The organism is Roseateles chitinivorans (assembly GCF_050632145.1).
In the GTDB taxonomy this organism is placed as follows: domain Bacteria; phylum Pseudomonadota; class Gammaproteobacteria; order Burkholderiales; family Burkholderiaceae_C; genus Roseateles; species Roseateles chitinivorans_B.
The window spans coordinates 5383167-5403011 of the sequence record NZ_CP192577.1 but is presented as its reverse complement, the minus strand read 5'-3'; the positions used below and the strand labels follow the sequence as shown (position 1 = coordinate 5403011).

Annotated in this window: 15 protein-coding genes and 1 pseudogene; 13 read left to right on the top strand and 3 right to left on the bottom strand. The window is 68.3% G+C overall.

The window, feature by feature from the left end; translation table 11 throughout:
* Positions 1–83: 83 nt before the first annotated feature.
* Entirely contained in the window at positions 84–719 is a 636-nt protein-coding gene (locus tag ACQ86G_RS24825; RefSeq protein ID WP_431257790.1) for a DVUA0089 family protein, read from the top strand.
* A 100-nt stretch (positions 720–819) separates the two neighbouring features.
* Here ACQ86G_RS24825 and ACQ86G_RS24820 read toward each other — a convergent pair whose 3' ends face one another.
* A complete protein-coding gene (locus ACQ86G_RS24820) occupies positions 820–1260 on the bottom strand; it encodes a hypothetical protein (protein ID WP_431053265.1) in 441 nt (146 codons plus the stop codon).
* A gap of 347 nt (positions 1261–1607) precedes the next feature.
* Between ACQ86G_RS24820 and ACQ86G_RS24815 the strand changes: the two genes are divergently transcribed.
* Positions 1608–1826: a hypothetical protein gene (locus ACQ86G_RS24815; protein WP_331616236.1), complete on the top strand. Its 219-nt coding sequence runs from the start codon at positions 1608–1610 to the stop codon at positions 1824–1826.
* Positions 1827–1829: 3 nt separating this feature from the next.
* On the opposite strand, the gene ACQ86G_RS24810 is transcribed toward ACQ86G_RS24815, so the two are convergent.
* Positions 1830–3320, bottom strand: coding sequence for a vWA domain-containing protein (locus ACQ86G_RS24810; protein WP_431257789.1), 1491 nt, complete (start codon positions 3318–3320; stop codon positions 1830–1832).
* Between the two features lie 835 nt (positions 3321–4155).
* Here ACQ86G_RS24810 and ACQ86G_RS24805 point away from each other — a divergent pair.
* Positions 4156–5874 carry an NAD(P)/FAD-dependent oxidoreductase gene (locus tag ACQ86G_RS24805; RefSeq protein WP_431257788.1) on the top strand — a complete coding sequence of 573 codons (1719 nt, stop codon included), beginning with the start codon at positions 4156–4158 and terminating at the stop codon, positions 5872–5874.
* Between the two features lie 183 nt (positions 5875–6057).
* Here ACQ86G_RS24805 and ACQ86G_RS24800 read toward each other — a convergent pair whose 3' ends face one another.
* The gene (locus ACQ86G_RS24800; protein ID WP_431257787.1) at positions 6058–7233 is read right to left on the bottom strand and encodes a lytic polysaccharide monooxygenase; all 1176 of its coding nucleotides are present in this window, start codon (positions 7231–7233) and stop codon (positions 6058–6060) included.
* A 228-nt stretch (positions 7234–7461) separates the two neighbouring features.
* Here ACQ86G_RS24800 and ACQ86G_RS24795 point away from each other — a divergent pair.
* The 10 genes and pseudogenes from ACQ86G_RS24795 to trpA all read left to right on the top strand — a co-directional run.
* A pseudogene (locus tag ACQ86G_RS24795) lies at positions 7462–8322 on the top strand (LysR family transcriptional regulator); the annotation flags it as partial.
* A gap of 150 nt (positions 8323–8472) precedes the next feature.
* The gene (leuC, locus tag ACQ86G_RS24790; protein WP_431261490.1) at positions 8473–9924 is read left to right on the top strand and encodes a 3-isopropylmalate dehydratase large subunit; all 1452 of its coding nucleotides are present in this window, start codon (positions 8473–8475) and stop codon (positions 9922–9924) included.
* A 36-nt stretch (positions 9925–9960) separates the two neighbouring features.
* Positions 9961–10611 carry a 3-isopropylmalate dehydratase small subunit gene (gene leuD / locus ACQ86G_RS24785; protein WP_431257786.1) on the top strand — a complete coding sequence of 217 codons (651 nt, stop codon included), beginning with the start codon at positions 9961–9963 and terminating at the stop codon, positions 10609–10611.
* 7 nt (positions 10612–10618) lie between these two features.
* A complete protein-coding gene (gene leuB / locus ACQ86G_RS24780; protein WP_431257785.1) occupies positions 10619–11755 on the top strand; it encodes a 3-isopropylmalate dehydrogenase in 1137 nt (378 codons plus the stop codon).
* A 132-nt stretch (positions 11756–11887) separates the two neighbouring features.
* A complete protein-coding gene (gene asd / locus ACQ86G_RS24775; protein ID WP_431257784.1) occupies positions 11888–13018 on the top strand; it encodes an aspartate-semialdehyde dehydrogenase in 1131 nt (376 codons plus the stop codon).
* Between the two features lie 381 nt (positions 13019–13399).
* Positions 13400–16078, top strand: a complete 2679-nt coding sequence (locus tag ACQ86G_RS24770; protein ID WP_431257783.1) for a FimV/HubP family polar landmark protein — start codon at positions 13400–13402, stop codon at positions 16076–16078.
* A gap of 87 nt (positions 16079–16165) precedes the next feature.
* On the top strand, positions 16166–16948 hold the full coding sequence (gene truA / locus ACQ86G_RS24765) for a tRNA pseudouridine(38-40) synthase TruA (protein ID WP_431257782.1): 783 nt from the start codon (positions 16166–16168) through the stop codon (positions 16946–16948).
* A gap of 45 nt (positions 16949–16993) precedes the next feature.
* Positions 16994–17629 (top strand): phosphoribosylanthranilate isomerase, encoded by a 636-nt coding sequence (locus tag ACQ86G_RS24760; protein WP_431257781.1) that lies wholly within the window; start codon positions 16994–16996, stop codon positions 17627–17629.
* Positions 17630–17699: 70 nt separating this feature from the next.
* The gene (gene trpB / locus ACQ86G_RS24755) at positions 17700–19034 is read left to right on the top strand and encodes a tryptophan synthase subunit beta (protein WP_431257780.1); all 1335 of its coding nucleotides are present in this window, start codon (positions 17700–17702) and stop codon (positions 19032–19034) included.
* Positions 19031–19828 carry a tryptophan synthase subunit alpha gene (gene trpA, locus ACQ86G_RS24750; RefSeq protein ID WP_431257779.1) on the top strand — a complete coding sequence of 266 codons (798 nt, stop codon included), beginning with the start codon at positions 19031–19033 and terminating at the stop codon, positions 19826–19828. The genes trpB and trpA overlap by 4 nt, the downstream gene beginning before the upstream one ends.
* Positions 19829–19845: the final 17 nt, after the last annotated feature.

Below are 19845 nucleotides of genomic sequence, written 5' to 3'. Positions count from 1 at the left end.
GTCTAGACGAATCAAAGACTTACGCATTTGGCATGACCCTTGCTTTTGTGACGTCGTTTCATACGACAACAGAGGGAAGAGGAATGTTCAAGAAGACGTTGATGGCACTGGTCATGACCGTGATGGCGGGCACCGCCGCAGCGGCCCCGGTGGTGGTCAAGGGCTCCATCCATGACATCGACCGCGATGGCAATGGCCAGGTCGACGGCCGCAAGATTTCGCAGGTGACGTTCACCGTGTCGGCGGGCACGCATGTGTTCTTCGATTCGCTGGTGCGCGAATCCACCGGCGTCGACCTGAACGGCGACGGCGTGATCACCGGGTTCGACAACTACATGATGCTGCTGCAGGGCAGCAACATGCTGTACGCCCAGGATGATTCCAGCGAGACCTTCGGCGATGGCTCGGTCCACGCGTACGACTCCGCCTATGGCTACACCTTCTCCCAGGCGGGCACCTACCTGATCACGCTGGGTCAGCTGAGCTACGGTGTCCAGGACGCGCTGGCGGGATATCAGGCCAACAACTACTTCCGCAACTACGACGGCCCGGACAACCGCTTCGGCGCCTGGCAACTGACGATGACGGCGACCAACGGCACGCTGAACGTGCTGTCGGTGGACGGCCAGAGCGTTCCCGAGCCGGCTTCGCTGGCGCTGGCCGGCCTGGCGCTGGCGGGCGTGGGCGTGGCGCGTCGCAAGCAGGCCCGCAAGGCCTGAGTCCGGCACGCCACGGACCGCGTCGCGCGACCGTCGGGTCGCCTGTGACGATGAGGAAGGGAGGCCCAGGGCCTCCCTTTTTCATCTGGTGATCTGCCGGTCACTTCAGCTTGTGATCCTCGCGCTTGGCCTCCTGCATCGCCTCGGGCTCGAGTTCCTCGGCGGAGCGGTTCAGATGGATGAACAGCCCCCAGCCGGTGAGCAGCGCGCCGACGGCGAAGACCATCGCCGCGGCATGCAGCAACAGCGTCGAGTCCGAATGCGCGGCGCGGAAGGTGGCGACCAGCGCCTCGATCGCGAGCGCGACCACGATGACGACCATGAAGCGCGACAGGAAGCGCCGTACGCGCGTCGGTGCGCTGATGTGTGCCGTCCGGATCACTTCCTCTTCGGTGATCGTCTGCGCGATCTGCAGCGCCACGACCGCCGCCGCGAGCACGCCCATCGCCTCGATGACCAGTTGCGCGGCCTCGTCGTTCCAGTCGAGGTGCAGCGCCATCCAGGCTTCCTTCGCCGCGATGGCGAGGAGCAGCAGCGCCATGGCGGTGAAGAGCAGCGCCAACGCGCCGTGCACGACGGAGAAGCCGCGCAGGAGCAGGGGGACGGTGTCCTCGTCGTCGGTGGTCGGCGCTCGGTCGGGGGAAGGGGTGGCTGGCTTCATCCAATCACAGTAGGCGACGCGGCCGGCGAAGTCTGTAGGAAGGGTCGCCATGTCGCTGCCGGACGGGCGGCCAGGGGCGAAGGGATGGGAGGGGCATTCGACGGTGAATCGTCCCGCATACTATCCATCGGTCGGCGTGGTGAAACGGTGGATGCACTGCCACAGCAGTCCCCGTCAGCGGGCGGGATTCGACACTGCCACCGGCCCCCACAAGAAGGAATTGCGCAGTGAAGACGATCGACGAGATGTTGAACCTGGACCTGATCACGGTGGCGCAGCACCAGGAGATCGATGCGTGGATCGCGAGAGCCAGCTCGCCGGAGGAGATCCTGCAGATGCCTGCCGAGCTCTGGCAGGCCGTCGAGCGCGCCAGCGAAGCGATGGGCGTGGACGTGGACCTGATGCGCCCGCCGGCGCTGGACGCCGGCGGTCACGCGGTCGAGTAAACCTCAGCGCTTCAGGCTGGCCGACAGCTCGGCCAGTCTGGCGAACTCTGCGCGGTGGCCGTACCGGTCCTCGCCGCGCGCGCCGCGCGCCAGCGGCACGAACTGATCCGGGCCGTAATCGCCGATCAACGTGCTGCCCCGCAACCACTGGCCCCAGGCGGCCACCGCCACCGCGAAACGCGTGTCGGCGTCCTGCGCGGCCAGCGCCGGCATCGCCGCCGGCTTCATGACCGGCAGTTCCACCAGTTGGCTGGTCTCCTGGCCCGGCGGCTTGTAACGCAGCTTGATCCACGCCAGTTCGCCGTTCTTTCCGACACGCGGCGTTTCCTTGGCGGCCTTGTCCTCACCGCCGTAGCGCAGCGGATCGACGTTGCCCTTCGCGCCCGTCGGCACGAACTCGTACAGCGCCGTGACCTGGTGACCGGCGCCGATGTCGCCCGCGTCGACCTTGTCGTTGTTGAAGTCCTCGCGCTTGAGCGCATGCAGCTCGTAGCCGATCAGGCGGTACTCCTGCACCGTCGCCGGGTTGAACTCGACCTGCAGCTTCAGGTCCTGCGCGATCGTCGCCAGCGTCGACGTCATCTCGTTGACCAGCACCTTGTGCGCTTCCTGCAGGGAGTCCAGGTAGTGATAGCTGCCGTTGCCGGTGTCGGCCAGCTTCTTCATCAGCGCTTCATTGAAGTTGGACTGGCCCACGCCCAGCGCCGTCAGCGTGACGCCGCTCTTGCGCTCCCCCTCGATCATCTTCCTGAGCGTCTCCTGGTTGGTCTCGCCGATGTTCAGGTCGCCGTCGGTGGCCAGCAGCACGCGGTTGATGCCTTCCGGAATGAAGGACTCGCGCGCTTGCGCATAGGCGAGCTTCAGTCCACCTTCGCCGTAGGTGGCGCCGCCGGCGCGCAACTGGTCGATCGCGTCGTTGATGACCGTCTTCTGGTTGCCGGAAGTCGGCGGCAACGCGACGCGTGTGCCGCTGGCGTAGGTCACGACGCTCACGCGGTCCACCGGGCGCAGTTGCGCGGTCAGCAGCTTCAGCGCCGACTTCACCAGCGGCAGCCGATCCTCGGGTCCCATCGAGCCCGAGATGTCGACCAGGAACACCAGGTTCGCCGGCGGCAGGCCGGCCTTCGCGATGTCCTTGCCCTTGATGGCGATGCGTATCAGGCCGCGCTCGGCGTTCCAGGGCGAAGCCAGCACCTGCGCGCGGACCTTGAACGGATCACGCTCGCCGGCCTCGGGGCCGGGGGCATCGAAGCCGAAGTAGTTGACCAGTTCCTCGACCCGCACTGCATCCTGCGGCGGCAACTGGCCGCGGTTGATGAAGCGGCGGACATTGGCATAGCTGCCGGTGTCGACGCTGGCGCTGAAGGTGGAGACCGGCTGTTCGGTGGCGCGCTGCCAGGGGTTGTCGGAGAAGGCGGTGTACTTGGCCGTCGAGACCGGCGGGGGCGGCGTCCATTGACGCGCATAGGCCGGGGCCGTGGCGGCGGCGCGCACCCGGTAGTCCGCCGCCCCGGCGGGCGCCGCCGGGGAGGGCGCAGGCGGCGCGTAACCGGGGGGCCGGTGCCGGCATCGGCGTCGGCGTCGGCGTGGTGGCGACGGGCGGGGTCGACCGTGTCTCGGCGGGCGCCTGCTGCTCGACGGGCGAGTTGCCGGCCTGCCGCGGTATGGTCGAGCAGCCGATGAGCGTGGCGACCGCGGCTGTCAGCAGGACGGCCTGTGCGACCGCGGATCGGGACGGAAATGACATGGTTTCTCCCTCTGTGGTGCGACCGGCCGATGCCTCAGGCGCCGTCCTGGCCGGATGCGGATCATCCTCGCGACGACCTGCTCGACGGTCAACGGACCCGAGGGGGACGGTTGACAGGCCGCCGTCCCCGTGGAGGGGGAGAGCGGAGACCCCTCCGGCGCGTGTAAACTCCCGCCCTTCACCGTATTTCCGACGCTGCTCCAGGCAACCGGTCGCCCATTCGGGTCCGAGGCCGGCGAGTCTGTGACTTCGGGCAGGTGTTTTTCAGTTCATTTACCGGAGCCAACATGGGCAACAAGATCATCACCGAAGCCGATCGCAAGGCTTCCCCCGTCCCGTCGCACCGAACGGCGTGACCGTCACGTCGCATCGCGGCCAGAAGAGCAGCCTCGAGCGCGGTTCGCACACCCGCTCGAAGAAGAACCCGGGCAAGCGTCCGCACTCGGGTTGAGGTCGCGGGGAGCCTCTCCCCATCGATCCGACAACAGGCCCATGCCCTCCGGCGGGGCCTGTTTTGTTTTCAGCGAGGCGCATGGCTTGCGCTCATGACCTGACCCTCGCGCCGCTGCCCGATCAATCGCCATGATCCGCATCAACGAACTCCGCCTGCCCCTCCACCACCCCGAGGAGGCGCTGCGCCCCGCCGTCGTCGAACGGCTCGGCATCCCCGACGCGCAGCTCACCGCCTTCACCGTCTTCAAGCGCAGCTACGACGCCCGCAAGAAGACCGCGATGGTCCTGATCTACTCCGTCGACTGCGAAATCAACGGGGGCAGCGACGCCGCCGCCGAAGCCGCGCTGCTCCAGCGCCACGCCGGCGACTCGCACATCAAGCCCTCGCCCGATACCGACTACAAGTTCGCCGGTCATGCGCCGACGGATTTCTACGCCGCTTCCGCCGGCGGCGCTGGTGAGGCCGGCGAACGTCCGCGTCCGATCGTCATCGGCTTCGGCCCCTGCGGCCTCTTCGCCGCGCTGATCCTGGCGCAGATGGGCCTGCGGCCCATCGTGCTCGAACGCGGCAAGCAGGTCCGCGAACGCACCAAGGACACCTGGGGCCTGTGGCGCGAAAGCGTGCTCGACCCCGAGTCCAACGTCCAGTTTGGCGAAGGCGGCGCGGGCACCTTCTCCGACGGCAAGCTCTACAGCCAGATCTCCGACCCGCGCTTCCTCACGCGCAAGGTCCTGACCGAGTTCGTCAAGGCCGGCGCGCCCGAGGAGATCCTCTTCGTCAGCAAGCCGCACATCGGGACCTTCCGTCTGGTGAGCATGATCATCAAGATGCGGGCGGACATCGAAAGCCTCGGCGGCGAGATCCGTTTCCAGCAGAAGGTCACCGACCTGCTCATCGAGCCCGGCGCCGACGGCCAGCAGCATGTGCGCGGCGTGACGCTCGCCACCGGCGAGCAGCTGCGCGCCGATCACGTCGTCCTCGCGCTCGGCCACAGCGCGCGCGACACCTTCACGATGCTCCACGAGCGCGGCGTCCACATGGAGGCCAAGCCGTTCTCCATCGGTTATCGCATCGAGCATCCGCAGTCCATCATCGACAAGGCCCGCTTCGGCCCGAACGCCGGTCATCCGATCCTCGGCGCGGCGGACTACAAGCTGGTCCATCACGCGGGCAACGGGCGCTCGGTCTACAGCTTCTGCATGTGCCCCGGCGGCACCGTGGTCGCGGCGACCTCCGAGCCGAACCGCGTCGTCACCAACGGCATGAGCCAGTACTCGCGCAACGAGCGCAACGCCAATGCGGGCATCGTCGTCGGCATCACGCCCGAGGACTACCGGCAGGACGGCAAGAAGGACGGCAGCGCCGTCAATCCGCTGGACGGCTTCGCGTTCCAGCGCTTCTGGGAGTCGCGCGCCTATGAGCTCGGCGAGGGGAGCTACCTGGCGCCGGCTGCGCTGGTGGGGGACTTCGTCAAGCGCCAGCGCAGCACGGCGCTGGGCAGCGTCGAGCCGAGCTACAAGCCCGGCGTCACGATGACCGACCTGCAGCAGAAGGGCAACGGCAGCCTGCCGAAGTACGCGCTCGACGCGATCCGCGAGGCGCTGCCGGCCTTCGAGCGCCAGATCCGCGGCTTCGCGATGAACGACGCGGTGCTGACGGGCGTCGAGACGCGCACCTCCTCGCCGCTGCGCATCACGCGCGGCAAGGACTACCAGAGCCTCAACGTCCGCGGCCTGTACCCGGCCGGCGAGGGCGCCGGCTACGCCGGCGGGATCATGTCCGCCGGGGTCGACGGCATCGAGGTGGCCGAGGCGGTGGGGAAGTCGCTGCTGGGGCTCAAGGACTGACCCCGACGCCCTGACGCGCCATCCGTCGCGCCGCCGTCCACGACCTCACTCGCGCACTCACCCGAGCACCATGCCGCATCGCGGCAGAGGGTGCCGGGGGCACCGGGGAGGAATGCGGAGCATGCGACGCGATTGACGACACGGTGCCTCCGGCACCCTCTGCCGGTGCTCGGTGCTGTCAGTTCAGATGGCTTTCCAGAGCGTTGCGGACACCGCCGGATTCCAGCCCGCGCCGGCCCAGGCCGTGTGCGCTTGCAGGCAGCGGTACTGCTTGCCCTGGTAGCTGACGACCTGCCCGGCGGTGTAGCTCGATCCCTCGGCCCACCGGCTCGCACCGGGCGGAGTCGTCGGAGGCGTCGTGGGTGGCGTCGTCGGCGGCGTCGGCAGGATCACATCCAGCGCATAGCTTGCGCCCGAGTTCGCGTTCTGCAGGTAGACGTCCATCACCGTCGCGCCGCCGGGCACGACGACGCTGCCGCCTTGCAGGGTGCCGACCTTCACGTAACCCGAGGTCTGGTTGACCTTGGTCGCGAGCTGGCCCAGCCACGCGGCCTTGCTGGTCGCGGCGGTCAACGCCACCGGGATCGTCTCCAGGTCATTGCCCGCGCTGTTGAACACGCGCAGCTTCACCTGGCTGCCCGACGGCAGGTCCTGTGCCGCCGACACCTGGCCGATCTGCTTCAGGCCCGACGGCGTGCCGGGCGGCGTCGTGCCGCCGCCGAAGTCCACGTCCGAGCAGGCGTAGAACGCCTCGGTGCTGTCCGCCCGCTGCCAGGCCGAGAACAGCAGATGCTTGCCGGTGCGACGCGGCAGGCTCAGCTTCATCGTGTAGGTCTTGCCCGACGCCGAGGTGACGATCTGGTCCGGGCCGAGCTGCTGCACCTGCTCCAGGTCCGACCAGCGCAGTGGCGAGGCGGTCGGGTTCCAGCCGTCGCGCGTCATGAAGAAGGTCCAGTTCAGCGAGCGGTGCGGCGCGGTGGCGTTGTAGCGGTACTCGTACTTGCCGTCGGCGCCCGGCGAATAGGCCGTGCTCGGCCAGTCCGCACGCGCCAGGTCGAAGCCCTTGAACTTCTCCTGCCCGCCGGCGCAGATCTTGAGGTCGGGCACCACCGCCTTGTGGTTGCCGTTGGCGGCGGCCTGGTTGACGCCGTTCCAGTCGTAGATCGCCTGCTCGCCGCCGAAGGCGATCGCCGCCTGACAGGCCGGCAGCGACGGGTTCTTGTAGCAGTTGTACTGGCGGGAGATCGGGAACTCCGGCGCGCCATGGGCGAAGGCGGCGCTGGGGGCCAGCGCGGCGGTCATGGCGGTCGACAGCGTGGCCAGCGCGGCGGCGCCGGCGGATCGGGCACGGAAATGCATGCAGGTCTCCTGGAAGTGTTGGGATGGGCGCTTTCGGCGGGATGGGCCCGACATCGCACCAAAGCAGTACCACCATAGGACCTGAGAAATACCAAAACAAGCCGAACAACGGTAACGGCCGTCGCTGAAGATTTTCCAGCTTTCGTTTAAGGCGAAGGGATTATCATGAACGACCGCAGTCTTGCTCTCTGAGCGAAGGCTACAGTTCAACCCAGCCGCCGCCATCCCATGCGCCTCGACCTCACCACCCTGAACCTCGTGCTGGCGATCGAACAGACTCGATCCATCACCCGCGGGGCCGAGCGCGAGCATCTGGCGCTGGCCGCGGCCAGCAAGCGGATCTCGGACCTGGAGACCCGCCTGGGGGTGCAACTGTTCGAGCGTCGCGCCCGCGGCGTCGAGCCCACCGAGGCCTGCCGCGCGCTGGTCCGCCACATCCGCTCGCTGCATGCCTCGCTGCATGCGCTCGAGAGCGAGGTCGTCGAATTCGCCCGCGGCATCAAGGGCCACCTGCGCATCGCCGCCAACGCCGGCGCGATCGCGGAAGCGCTGCCGCCCGACCTGGCCGCGTTCTCGCAGGCCCATCCGCAGATCCGCATCAGCCTCGAGGACCAGACCAGCGCCGAGGTGCAGGCGGCCGTCGCCGAAGGCCGCGCCGATGTCGGCGTCTTCACGACGCCGCTGCTCGACAACCGGCTGCAGACCTGGTCCTACCGCACCGGCCGCCTCGCCGTGCTGGTGCCGGCCGGCCACGAGCTCGCCGGGCGCGAGTCCGTCAGCTTCGACGACCTGCTGGACCACGACCTCGTCGGCCTGCACGGCGGCGCCGCGGCCCAGGAACTGATGATGCAGGAAGCCATGACCCGCGGCCGCACGCTCAAGGCGCGGCTGCAGGTGCGCGGCTTCGACGCGATCGCGCAGCTGGTCGAGGCCGGCCTGGGCGTCGCCGTGCTGCCCGATGCGCCGTCGCGCCGCTTCGCGCAGGTCTTCGACGTCAAGCGCCTGACGCTGGATGAAGCCTGGGCCCAGCGCGACTATGTTCTGGGAGTGGCCCGCCAGGAGCGCCTGCCGACCGTCGTCCAGCGCTTCGTCGACGCGCTGTGTCCGGCCGCCAAGGAGGCCGCCGCCGCGGGGCGGCCGCCACCCCGACCGTTCCCGTTCCCAAGGCCGGCTCGAAGTGAGCCGCCCTGTCCGCAGCCGATTGAGCAGCTTTTCCCTGAAGTGATGGAGAGCCATCCCATGACCGCCAACATCTCCAACGCCCACGCCGCCCAAGCCGGTGCGCCGCGCACCCTCTACGACAAGCTCTGGGACGAGCACGTGGTGCACACCGAGGACGACGGCACCTCCGTCCTCTACATCGACCGCCACCTCGTCCACGAGGTCACCAGCCCGCAGGCCTTCGAAGGCCTGGACCTGGCCGGCCGCAAGGTCTGGCGCCTGTCGGCCAACCTGGCCGTCAGCGACCACAACGTGCCTACCACCGACCGCAGCCAGGGCATCGCCGATCCGGTCTCGCGCCTGCAAGTCGACACACTGGACAAGAACTGCGACCGCTTCGGCATCACGCAGTTCAAGATGAACGACAAGCGCCAGGGCATCGTCCACGTGATCGGGCCGGAGCAGGGCGCCACGCTGCCCGGCATGACCGTCGTCTGCGGCGACAGCCACACCTCCACGCACGGCGCCTTCGGCGCGCTGGCGCACGGCATCGGCACCTCCGAGGTCGAGCATGTGCTGGCCACGCAGACGCTGCTCGCGAAGAAGGCCAAGAACCTGCTGATCAAGGTCGAGGGCCAGGTCATGCCCGGCGTCGGCGCCAAGGACATCGTGCTGGCGATCATCGGCCGCATCGGCACCGCCGGCGGCACCGGCTACACGATCGAGTTCGCCGGCAGCGCCATCCGCGCGCTGTCGATGGAAGGCCGCATGACCGTCTGCAACATGGCGATCGAGGCGGGTGCGCGCGCCGGCCTGATCGCCGTCGACGAGACGACACTGCAGTACGTCAAGGGCCGCCCGTTCACGCCCACCGGCGTCGAATGGGACCAGGCTGTCCAGTACTGGCGCACGCTGCACACCGACGCCGGCGCGAAGTTCGACGCGGTCGTCGAGCTCGACGCCGCGCAGATCCGTCCGCAGGTCACCTGGGGCACCTCGCCCGAGATGGTCCTGTCCATCGACGATCGCGTGCCCGATCCCGACAAGGAGAAGGACGCCGTCAAGCGTGGCGCCATCGAGCGCGCGCTGCAGTACATGGCGCTGGAGCCCAACAAGGCGATCAACGACATCCGCATCGACAAGGTGTTCATCGGCAGCTGCACCAACAGCCGCATCGAGGACATGCGCGAAGCCGCGGCCGTCGTGAAGCGCCTGGGCGGTCGCGTCGCCGGCAACGTCAAGCTGGCGATGGTGGTGCCGGGCTCCGGCCTGGTGAAGGCGCAGGCCGAGGCTGAAGGCCTGGACCAGATCTTCAAGGCCGCCGGCTTCGAATGGCGCGAGCCCGGGTGCTCGATGTGCCTGGCGATGAACGCTGACCGGCTGGAGCCGGGCGAGCGCTGCGCCTCCACCAGCAACCGCAATTTCGAAGGCCGGCAGGGCGCCGGCGGCCGCACGCACCTGGTGAGCCCCGCGATGGCCGCCGCCGCCGCGATGGAAGGCCACTTCGTCGACGTGCGCAGAATCGCCTGAGCCCCCAGGACCGACAGTAGCGACAGGACACCCGCCATGGACAAGTTCACCGTGCACAAGGGCCTCGTGGCCCCGATGGATCGCGAGAACGTCGATACCGACGCGATCATCCCCAAGCAATTCCTGAAGTCGATCAAGCGCAGCGGCTTCGGCCCGAATCTCTTCGACGAGTGGCGCTACCTCGATCACGGCGAGCCGGGCCAGGATCCGGCCAGCCGCAAGCCCAATCCGGACTTCGTGCTGAACCAGCCGCGTTATCAAGGCGCGTCGGTGCTGATCGCACGCAGCAACTTCGGCTGCGGCTCCAGCCGCGAGCACGCGCCCTGGGCGTTGCAGCAGTACGGGTTCCGCGCGCTGATCGCGCCGAGCTTTGCCGACATCTTCTTCAACAATACCTTCAAGAACGGCGTGCTGCCGATCGTGTTGCCGGAGCACCAGGTCGCGCGCCTGTTCGACGAGGTCTTCGCCTTCCCGGGCTACCAACTGACGGTGGACCTGGAGCGCCAGGTCGTCGTCAAGGCCGACGGCGAAGAGCTGCCTTTCGACGTGCAGCCGTTCCGCAAGTACTGCCTGCTCAACGGCTTCGACGACATCGCGCTGACGCTGCGTCACGCCGACAAGATCAAGGCCTTCGAGGCCGAACGCATCGCCACCAAGCCGTGGCTGAACAATCGAATTACTCGCTGAGGACCCTATGAAGATCGCAGTCCTGCCTGGTGACGGCATCGGCACCGAAATCGTCGCGGAGGCCGTCAAGGTCCTGAACGTGCTCGAACTCCCGTTCGAACTCGAGACCGCGCCCGTCGGCGGCGCCGCCTACGAGGCCTCCGGCCATCCGCTGCCCGAGGCGACGCTCAAGCTCGCGCAGGACGCGGACGCGGTGCTCTTCGGTGCCGTCGGCGACTGGAAGTACGACAAGCTCGAGCGGGCGCTGCGGCCCGAGCAGGCCATCCTCGGCCTGCGCAAGGCGCTCGGCCTGTTCGCCAACTTCCGTCCCGCGATCTGCTACGAGCAGCTCACCCACGCGTCGAGCCTCAAGCCCGAACTGGTCGCCGGCCTGGACATCCTGATCATCCGCGAGCTCACCGGCGACATCTACTTCGGCCAGCCGCGCGGCCGCCGCACCGCCGTCGACGGCCACTTCCCCGGCAGCGAGGAGGCCTTCGACACGATGCGCTACTCGCGCCCCGAGATCGAGCGCATCGCCCACGTCGCCTTCCAGGCCGCGCGCAAGCGCAACAAGAAGGTGACCTCGGTCGACAAGGCCAACGTGCTGGAGACCTTCCAGTTCTGGAAGGACGTCGTCACCGAGGTCCACAAGGACTACCCGGACGTCGAGCTCGACCACATGTACGTCGACAACGCCGCGATGCAGTTGGTGAAGGCGCCCAAGAAGTTCGACGTCGTCGTCACCGGCAACATGTTCGGCGACATCCTGTCCGACGAAGCGGCCATGCTGACCGGCTCCATCGGCATGCTGCCCAGCGCCTCGTTGGACAAGAACAACAAGGGGCTCTACGAACCGAGCCACGGCAGCGCGCCGGACATCGCCGGCAAGGGAATCGCCAATCCGCTGGCTACAATCCTTTCTGCTGCCATGATGCTCAAGTTCTCCCTCAACCAGCCCGAAGCCGCCGCTCGCATCGAGTCGGCGGTTCAAGCCGTGCTGGCCCAGGGTCTGCGTACCGCGGACATCTGGAGCGAGGGCACCCAGAAGGTGAGCACCCGCGAGATGGGTGATGCCGTCGTCGCCGCCATTTCTGCCGTTGCTTCGGGCAAAGGCATGGGCGCGACCGCCATTACCACGACGACCAAAACCATCAAGAGCTAGTCCGCTCCGGTTCGTCTCGCCCCACCTCACACACCCGGCGAAGCGAGCCGGGCAGGCTCCCAGGGTGTGTGACGGTGTTTGGGCGATGCCCGGCCAGCAGTGCCGGGCCTTTCAATGAACGAAGGTACGCAAATGACGACATTGGTTGGTTTGGTGGGATGGCGCGGCATGGTCGGCTCGGTGCTGATGGACCGCATGGCGCAGGAGCGCGATTTCGATCTGATCGAACCGCTGTTCTTCAGCACCTCGAACGCCGGCGGCACCGCCCCGTCGTTCGCGAAGAACGAGACGGCGCTGCAGAACGCCTTCGACCTCGACCAGCTCAAGCGCTGCGAGATCATCATCACCTGCCAGGGCGGCGACTACACCGCCGAGGTCTACCCCAAGCTGCGCGCTGCGGGCTGGAGTGGCCACTGGATCGATGCCGCCTCCACGCTGCGCATGGCCGACAACGCCGTGATCGTGCTGGACCCGGTCAACATGCCGGTGATCAAGAACGCGCTGTCCAAGGGCGGCCGCGACTGGGTCGGCGGCAACTGCACCGTCAGCTGCATGCTGATGGGCGTGGGCGCGCTCTACAAGGCCGGCCTGGTCGAGTGGATGTCCACGCAGACCTACCAAGCGGCGTCCGGCGGCGGCGCGCAGCACATGCGCGAGCTGCTGACCCAGTACGGCACGCTGAACGCGGAAGTGAAGGCGCTGCTCGACGACCCCAAGAGCGCCATCCTGGAGATCGACCGCAAGGTCATCGCCAAGCAGCGTTCGCTGTCCGCCGACGAGATCGCCAACTTCGGCGTGCCGCTGGGCGGCTCGCTGATCCCCTGGATCGACAAGGACCTGGGCAACGGCACTTCCAAGGAAGAGTGGAAGGGCATGGCCGAGACCAACAAGATCCTCGGCCAGGGCGAGGGCTTCGGCACCGCCGCGATCCCGGTCGACGGCTTCTGCGTGCGCGTCGGCGCGATGCGCTGCCACTCGCAGGCCCTGACCCTCAAGCTGCGCAAGGACGTGCCGCTGGACGAGATCGAAGCCATGATCGCCGCGGACAACGAATGGGTGAAGGTGGTGCCCAACACCCGCGAGGCCACGATCAAGGACCTGACCCCCGTCGCCGTCACCGGCACGATGACCATCCCGGTCGGCCGCATCCGCAAGCTGGCCATGGGGCCGGAATACGTGGGCGCGTTCACCGTCGGTGACCAGTTGCTGTGGGGTGCGGCGGAACCGCTGCGCCGGATGCTGCGCATCCTGCTGGATCGTTGATCCTTAGGTCGCCGGCCATCGTCGGCGACACGCCGGCTGGCGCCTGGCGTGCTGAAAGCGGTGACGCGGTCACCGCATTTTTCATGCGGATCAGGGATTGCCAGGGGGAGGGCGCGTTGCCTTCTAGCGACAAGCCCGTAACGACCTGTGAATCAAGGCTAGCTCATCGATGTTATTCATGAGCTACCTCAGCAACGATGCGTATATGCTTGCCACCGTTGTGATTTTCTACCGCGGGAATGGCTGGGAGCCTGCCCGGGCGCATCAGTCGCACAACAACAATACGTCAGACAGGCGGTCCTTTGGATGGGCCGCCTTGTTGCTTTGGGGGACGCCTTGAAAAAACATGCGAGCGCATATGCGCGATTTGCGCTGAGCCAGGTGGCCGCGGTCACCGTGCTGGGACTGGCGGCGGGTTCCGCCTATGGCCTTGGGCTTGGAAAACTGACGGTGCAATCGGCGCTCGGCGAAATGCTGCGCGCGGAGATCGACGTCAGCAGCCTCACGCCGGAGGAAGCCAGCTCGCTCAAGCTGCGCGTCGCGCCGCCTGAGTCCTACCGGGCTTCCGGTCTGGACTACAACGCGGTGCTGGCCAGCACGCAGGTGCAACTGGCCCGCCGCGCCGACGGCCGGCCCTACCTGCGACTGAGCAGCGACCGTGCGGTCCAGGAACCGTTCGTCGACGTCATCCTCGAGGTGAACTGGTCGAGCGGCCGCCTCACCCGCGAGTTCACGCTGCTGTTCGATCCGCCGAGCAACAACGTCGCCCGTTCGAGCGAACCCACCACGTCCCCGGTGATCTCGGCCCCGGCGTCGACGCCGGCTGTCGTCGCTCCGCCGCCGGTGGCACGCACGCAGACGCCGACGGCGTCCGCGCCGGCCACGCCGGTGAACCAGCCGCCCGCGCCGGCCACGGCACGCGCACCGCGTCCGGCCCCGTCGGCCGCCGCGCCGTCGCCGGCCACGCCCGGTTCCGAATACACGGTCCAGCCCGGCGACACGCTGTCGCGCATCGCGGGTCGCACCCAGCCTTCCGGCGTGTCGCTGGACCAGATGCTGGTCGGCCTGTACCGCAGCAATCCGGACGCGTTCATCAACCAGAACATGAACCGGCTGAAGTCGGGCTCCGTCCTGTCGGTGCCGGGCAGCGACGCCGTCCAGTCGATCACGCCGCAGGAAGCGCGCCGCGTCATCCAGGCGCAGAGCAACGACTTCGGCGGTTATCGCCAGCGTCTGGCCGAAGGCGCGCCCGCGCTGAAGGCCGAAGAGAACAGCCGTCAGGCCAAGGGCTCCGTGCAGGCGTCCGTGGAGGATCGCAAGCCCGCGACCTCGGCGGCCCCCGACAAGCTGACGCTGAGCAAGCCCAGCGGCGTGACCGGCGCCGAGTCCAAGGTGTCGAAGGACACCGAGAAGAAGGACTCGGCCGCCAGAGTCGCCGAGCTGACGCGCAACGTCGAGGAATTGAAGAAGCTGTCGACCGCCGCGTCGAAGCCGGGCGCGACGACCGCGGCAGCTCCTGCACCGGCGCCCACGCCGGCTCCGGCACCCGCACCCGCACCTGCACCCGCTCCGGCGGTGGTGCCGCCGGTGAGCGTCGCCGCCAATGTGCCGGCCTCGTCGGAAGCGCCCGCCGCCTCCGCGCCGGCCTCCGCTGCCGTGGCCGAAGCCGAGGCCCCCGCGTCGGTGCCTGTGGCTGCCTCGGCACCGCGCGCCGTGCCGGCCCCGAAGCCCGCGCCCGAGGAGCCAGGCTTCCTCGATTCGCTGAGCGACTACTTCCCCGCGCTGGTGGCTGCGCTGGCCGTCATCGTCGCCGGCATCGGCTACAACCGCTGGCGCGCGCGCCGGGACGCGGCCTCGCGTTCGGAGACCGCGTTCGCGGAAAGCCGCCTGGCGCCGGACTCGTTCTTCGGCCACAGCGGCGGTCAGCGTGTCGATACGCGCGATGCGTCGACGACCGGCCAGTCGTCGATGAGCTACTCGCTGAGCCAGCTCGATGCGATCGGCGACGTCGACCCGGTCGCTGAAGCCGACGTCTACCTGGCCTACGGCCGCGACCTGCAGGCCGAGGAAATCCTGAAGGAAGCGCTGCGCGCCAATCCGGAACGCCTGGCCATCCGCCTGAAGCTGCTCGAGGTCTACGGCAAGCGTCGTGACATCAAGGGCTTCGAGCAGCTGGCCGTCCAGCTGTATGCCGAGACCAAGGGTCAGGGCGAGGACTGGGCGAAGGTCCAGGAACTCGGTCGTCAGGCCGATCCGGAGAATCCGCTGTACCAGCCGGGCGGCGCGCCGACGATGTTCGAGAACGACGACGAGCGTCCCGAGCCGATGAACGCGAGCACCTTGCCCGCGACCGGCATGGCCCATCCGGGTGGTGGCGCGCTGGCGCGCGCCGCGGCAACCGCCGCCGCGGCTGCCGCAGCCGCCCCGCGCGACAGCGGCCCGTCCAGCCTGATGGACCTGGATCTGGACCTGGACCTCGGTTCGCCTCCGGCTCCCGCTCCGGCGATGGCCGCCACGCAGGCGCTGCCGTCGTCCGCCAGCCAGGCGCCGATGAACATGGACCTGGACCTGAGCACGCCGTCGGCGGCGCCGACCCAGGCCAGCGCGCGCGAACTCGAGTTCGACCTCGGCGACCTGGACGATCTGGGCGGCAGCACGCCCGCCTCGGCGCCGGCCCAGGATTCGTCGTCGCTGGACTTCGACCTGTCGAGCATCGACCTGGACCTGCCGTCCGACACCCCGGCCGGCCGCGACGAGCGCACGATGGGCAAGGTGAACGACATCGAGGACATCACCTCGGTCGATCTGCCCGACCTGGACGCGCTGCCTGATGCGAAGCCGGCGACGCGCGACACGATGAGCCTGGACGACCTGGGGGTCGACCTCGACAGCATCGATCCGAACGACGACGAGGCCCTGCAGCGCCAGCTGGAGCTGGCCGAGGAGTTCCGTCAGATCGGCGACACCGAAGGCGCGCGCGACGTGCTGCAGGAACTCGTCGGCAAGGCGGATGGTCCGATGCGCGCCCGCGCGCAGCAGATGCTGGACCAGCTTCGCTAAACTGCGGGCGGTTCACGACAAGGCGCTCGGCCTGGCCGGGCGCCTTTTCTTTTGGCGTTCACGTTTCACTGAGATCCGGAGATCCGCATGCGCGTCGCGCTGGGCGTGAGTTATCGCGGCGAGGCTTACAAGGGCTGGCAAAGCCAGCCCGGCGGCGGCACGGTCCAGGATGCGCTGGAGGCGGCGCTGGCCCAGTTCGTGACGCAGCCGATCCGCACGATCTGCGCGGGCCGCACCGACACCGGCGTCCATGGCCTGAACCAGGTCGTCCATTTCGACTCGCCGGTGGAGCGCGAGGTGTTCTCGTGGGTCCGCGGCGTCAACCGCTACCTGCCGCGCGACATCGCGGTCCAGTGGGCCGCATTTCCGGGCGAGGACTTTCACGCGCGCAACCTGGCGCGCGGTCGCCGCTACTGGTACCTGCTGCTGGAGTCCAATGTGCGGCCTTCCATCCAGGCCGGCGGCGTGGGCTGGACCTTCCGGCCGCTGGACGGCGACGCGATGCGCGACGCGGCCGCGCGGCTGGTCGGCGAGCACGACTTCAGCTCCTTCCGGTCCGCGGAGTGCCAGGCGTCGTCCCCGGTGAAGATCCTGCGCGGCATCGAGATCCACAGGCGCGGGCCGTACTGGCGCTTCGAGTTCGACGGCATCGCCTTCCTGCACCACATGATCCGCAACATCATGGGCTGCCTGATCGCCGTGGGCGCCGGGCAGAAGCCGCCGTCGTGGATGGACGAGGTGCTGGCGGCGCGTTCGCGAGATGCCGCCGCGCCGACCTTTCCTCCGGACGGGCTGTACTTCGTCGGCCCGAGCTACGACGACCACCTGAACCTGCCGCGCCACACCGCGGCGATGGACTGGTTGCCGTGATACTCCGACGATCCCGGTTGCCTTCCGAATGACGATCGCCCTGCCATGAGCCGAACCCGCATCAAGATCTGCGGCCTGACCCGCGAAGCCGACGTCGATGTCGCCGTCGAGGCCGGTGCCGACGCGATCGGACTGGTCTTCTACGAGAAGAGTCCGCGCGCCGTCACCCTCGAGCGCGCCGCCGAACTGGCGCGGCGCCTGCCGCCGTTCGTGACGCCGGTGGGGTTGTTCGTCAACGCATCGTCCGGGACGATCCAGGCGGCGCTGACCGCGATCCCGACGCTGACCCTGCAGTTCCACGGCGACGAAACGCCCGGGGACTGCGATCGCTGGGCGCGCCCCTATCTGCGCGCGGCACGGATGGCGCCGGGTTTCGATTTGCTAGACTTCGCGTCTCGGTTCTCCCACGCCCAGGCCGTGCTGCTCGACGCCTTCGTCGACGGCTACGGTGGAGGCGGAAAGGTCTTCGATTGGTCACTGCTGCCTCCAAGCGTTCCCTCTCCGGTCGTTTTGTCTGGTGGGTTGAGTGCAGCCAACGTGATCGATGGCGTGCTGAAGGTGCGGCCCTGGGCCGTTGACGTCAGCTCCGGCGTGGAGGCCTCGAAAGGCCTCAAGGACGCCGGCAAGATCCGCCAGTTCTGCGATGCCGTGCGCGAGGCCGACCGCCTGAAGTCGGCTTGAATCCCTGCCTCCGGTCGCTTCCTGCGATCCTTGCGGATTCACGCGCGGGCCTCCTCATTGAGGACCTCTCATGTCCAAGACTTTGAATCCCTCCGCGACCTCGTCCGCGATCCCGTTCGTCACGGGCCCGCTCGAGGGCTACGCGCAGCCCGACGCACAGGGCCGTTTCGGTCCCGTGTCCACGGAGAACTCCCACGGCTACTACGGTGGCCGTTTCGTCGCCGAGACGCTGATCCACGCGCTGGATGAGCTCAACGAGGCCTACGCCCGCTACAGCCAGGACCCGGAGTTCATCCGCGAGTTCCAGTACGAGCTGGCGCACTTCGTCGGCCGGCCCAGCCCGATCTATCACGCCAAACGGCTGAGCAGCGAGCTCGGCGGCGCGCAGATCTTCCTCAAGCGCGAGGACCTGAACCACACCGGCGCGCACAAGGTCAACAACACCATCGGCCAGGCGCTGCTGGCCCGCCGCATGGGCAAGAAGCGCGTCATCGCCGAGACCGGGGCCGGCCAGCACGGCGTCGCGACCGCGACGATCTGCGCCCGCTACGGCATGGAGTGCGTGGTGTACATGGGCTCCGAGGACGTGAAGCGCCAGTCGCCCAACGTCTACCGGATGAACCTGCTCGGCGCGCGCGTCGTGCCGGTGGAATCCGGCTCCAAGACGCTCAAGGACGCGCTCAACGAGGCGATGCGCGACTGGGTCACCAACATCGAGTCGACCTTCTACATCATCGGCACCGTCGCCGGCCCGCACCCGTATCCGATGATGGTCCGCGACTTCCAGCGCGTCATCGGCGACGAGTGCCTCGTGCAGATGCCCGAGATGACCGGCAGGCAGCCTGATGCCGTCATCGCCTGTGTCGGCGGCGGCAGCAACTCGATCGGGATCTTCTATCCCTACATCCCGCACCAGGGCGTCCGGCTGATCGGCGTCGAGCCTGCGGGGCAGGGCGTCGACACCGGCAAGCATGCCGCCACGCTGACGGCGGGGTCGCCGGGCGTGCTGCACGGCAACCGCACCTACCTGCTGCAGGACGACGCGGGACAGATCATCGAGACGCACTCGATCTCCGCCGGCCTGGACTACCCGGGCGTCGGGCCGGAGCACGCCTACCTGAAGGACACCGGCCGGGCCGAGTATGTCGTCGCGTCCGATGCCGAGGCGCTCGCCGCCTTCCACAGGCTGTGTCGCACCGAGGGCATCATCCCCGCGCTGGAGTCGAGCCATGCGTTGGCGCATGCGATGAAGCTGGCGCCGACGATGGCTCCCGACCAGCACCTGCTGGTCAACCTGTCCGGCCGCGGCGACAAGGACATCGGCACCGTCGCCGACCTGTCCGGCGCCGAGTACTTTGATCGGCCCTCGATGGCCGGCTACGCCGTGAAGGGAGGTGCGCAATGAGCCGCATCCAAGCCACCTTCGCCCGCCTCGGCGCCGAGGGCCGCAAGGCGCTGATCCCCTACGTCACCGCCGGTGATCCCTACGCGGACGTGACCGTCGAGCTGATGCTCGCGATGGCCCGGGCCGGCGCCGACGTGATCGAACTCGGCGTGCCGTTCTCCGATCCGATGGCCGATGGTCCGGTGATCCAGAAGGCCAGTGAACGCGCGCTGGCCAAGGGCATCACGCTGACGCACGTCCTGGAGATCGTGCGCGACTTCCGCCGCCAGGACGACGCGACACCGGTCGTGCTGATGGGCTACGCCAACCCGGTCGAGCGCTTCGGCCTGGCGCGCTTCGTCACCGAGGCCAAGGCGGCCGGCGTCGACGGCGTGCTGGTCGTCGATTACCCGCCCGAGGAGTCCGAGGACTTCGCTGCCGCGCTGAAGGCGCAAGGCCTGGACCCCATCTTCCTGCTGGCCCCGACCTCGACCGACGAACGCGTCGCCCGGATCGGGCAACTCGCCAGCGGCTACGTCTACTACGTCTCCCTCAAGGGCGTGACCGGCGCCGGCCACCTGGACACCGGTGCCGTCGCCGACGCGATGCCCCGCCTGCGCAAGCATGTGAGCATCCCGCTGGGCGTCGGGTTCGGCATCCGCGACGGGGTGACCGCCGCCGCCGTGGCGCGCCATGCGGACGCGGTGGTGATCGGTTCGGCCCTCGTCCAGCTGATCGAGTCCCAGACAAGGGATAATGTCGCGATCCAGGCGGCGGCCTTCATCCGAGACATCCGCGCCGCGCTGGACGCCTGAACGGGTCGATCACGTCG

Coding starts and splice junctions, on each gene's coding strand:
- ACQ86G_RS24800 (WP_431257787.1), bottom strand. CDS start 7,233: ATGCATTTCCGTGCCCGATCCGCCGGCGCCGCCGCGCTGGCCACGCTG.
- trpA (WP_431257779.1), top strand. CDS start 19,031: ATGAGCCGCATCCAAGCCACCTTCGCCCGCCTCGGCGCCGAGGGCCGC.
- trpB (WP_431257780.1), top strand. CDS start 17,700: ATGTCCAAGACTTTGAATCCCTCCGCGACCTCGTCCGCGATCCCGTTC.
- ACQ86G_RS24805 (WP_431257788.1), top strand. CDS start 4,156: ATGATCCGCATCAACGAACTCCGCCTGCCCCTCCACCACCCCGAGGAG.
- leuC (WP_431261490.1), top strand. CDS start 8,473: ATGACCGCCAACATCTCCAACGCCCACGCCGCCCAAGCCGGTGCGCCG.
- leuB (WP_431257785.1), top strand. CDS start 10,619: ATGAAGATCGCAGTCCTGCCTGGTGACGGCATCGGCACCGAAATCGTC.
- ACQ86G_RS24825 (WP_431257790.1), top strand. CDS start 84: ATGTTCAAGAAGACGTTGATGGCACTGGTCATGACCGTGATGGCGGGC.
- leuD (WP_431257786.1), top strand. CDS start 9,961: ATGGACAAGTTCACCGTGCACAAGGGCCTCGTGGCCCCGATGGATCGC.
- ACQ86G_RS24820 (WP_431053265.1), bottom strand. CDS start 1,260: ATGGCGCTGCTGCTCCTCGCCATCGCGGCGAAGGAAGCCTGGATGGCG.
- asd (WP_431257784.1), top strand. CDS start 11,888: ATGACGACATTGGTTGGTTTGGTGGGATGGCGCGGCATGGTCGGCTCG.
- truA (WP_431257782.1), top strand. CDS start 16,166: ATGCGCGTCGCGCTGGGCGTGAGTTATCGCGGCGAGGCTTACAAGGGC.
- ACQ86G_RS24760 (WP_431257781.1), top strand. CDS start 16,994: ATGAGCCGAACCCGCATCAAGATCTGCGGCCTGACCCGCGAAGCCGAC.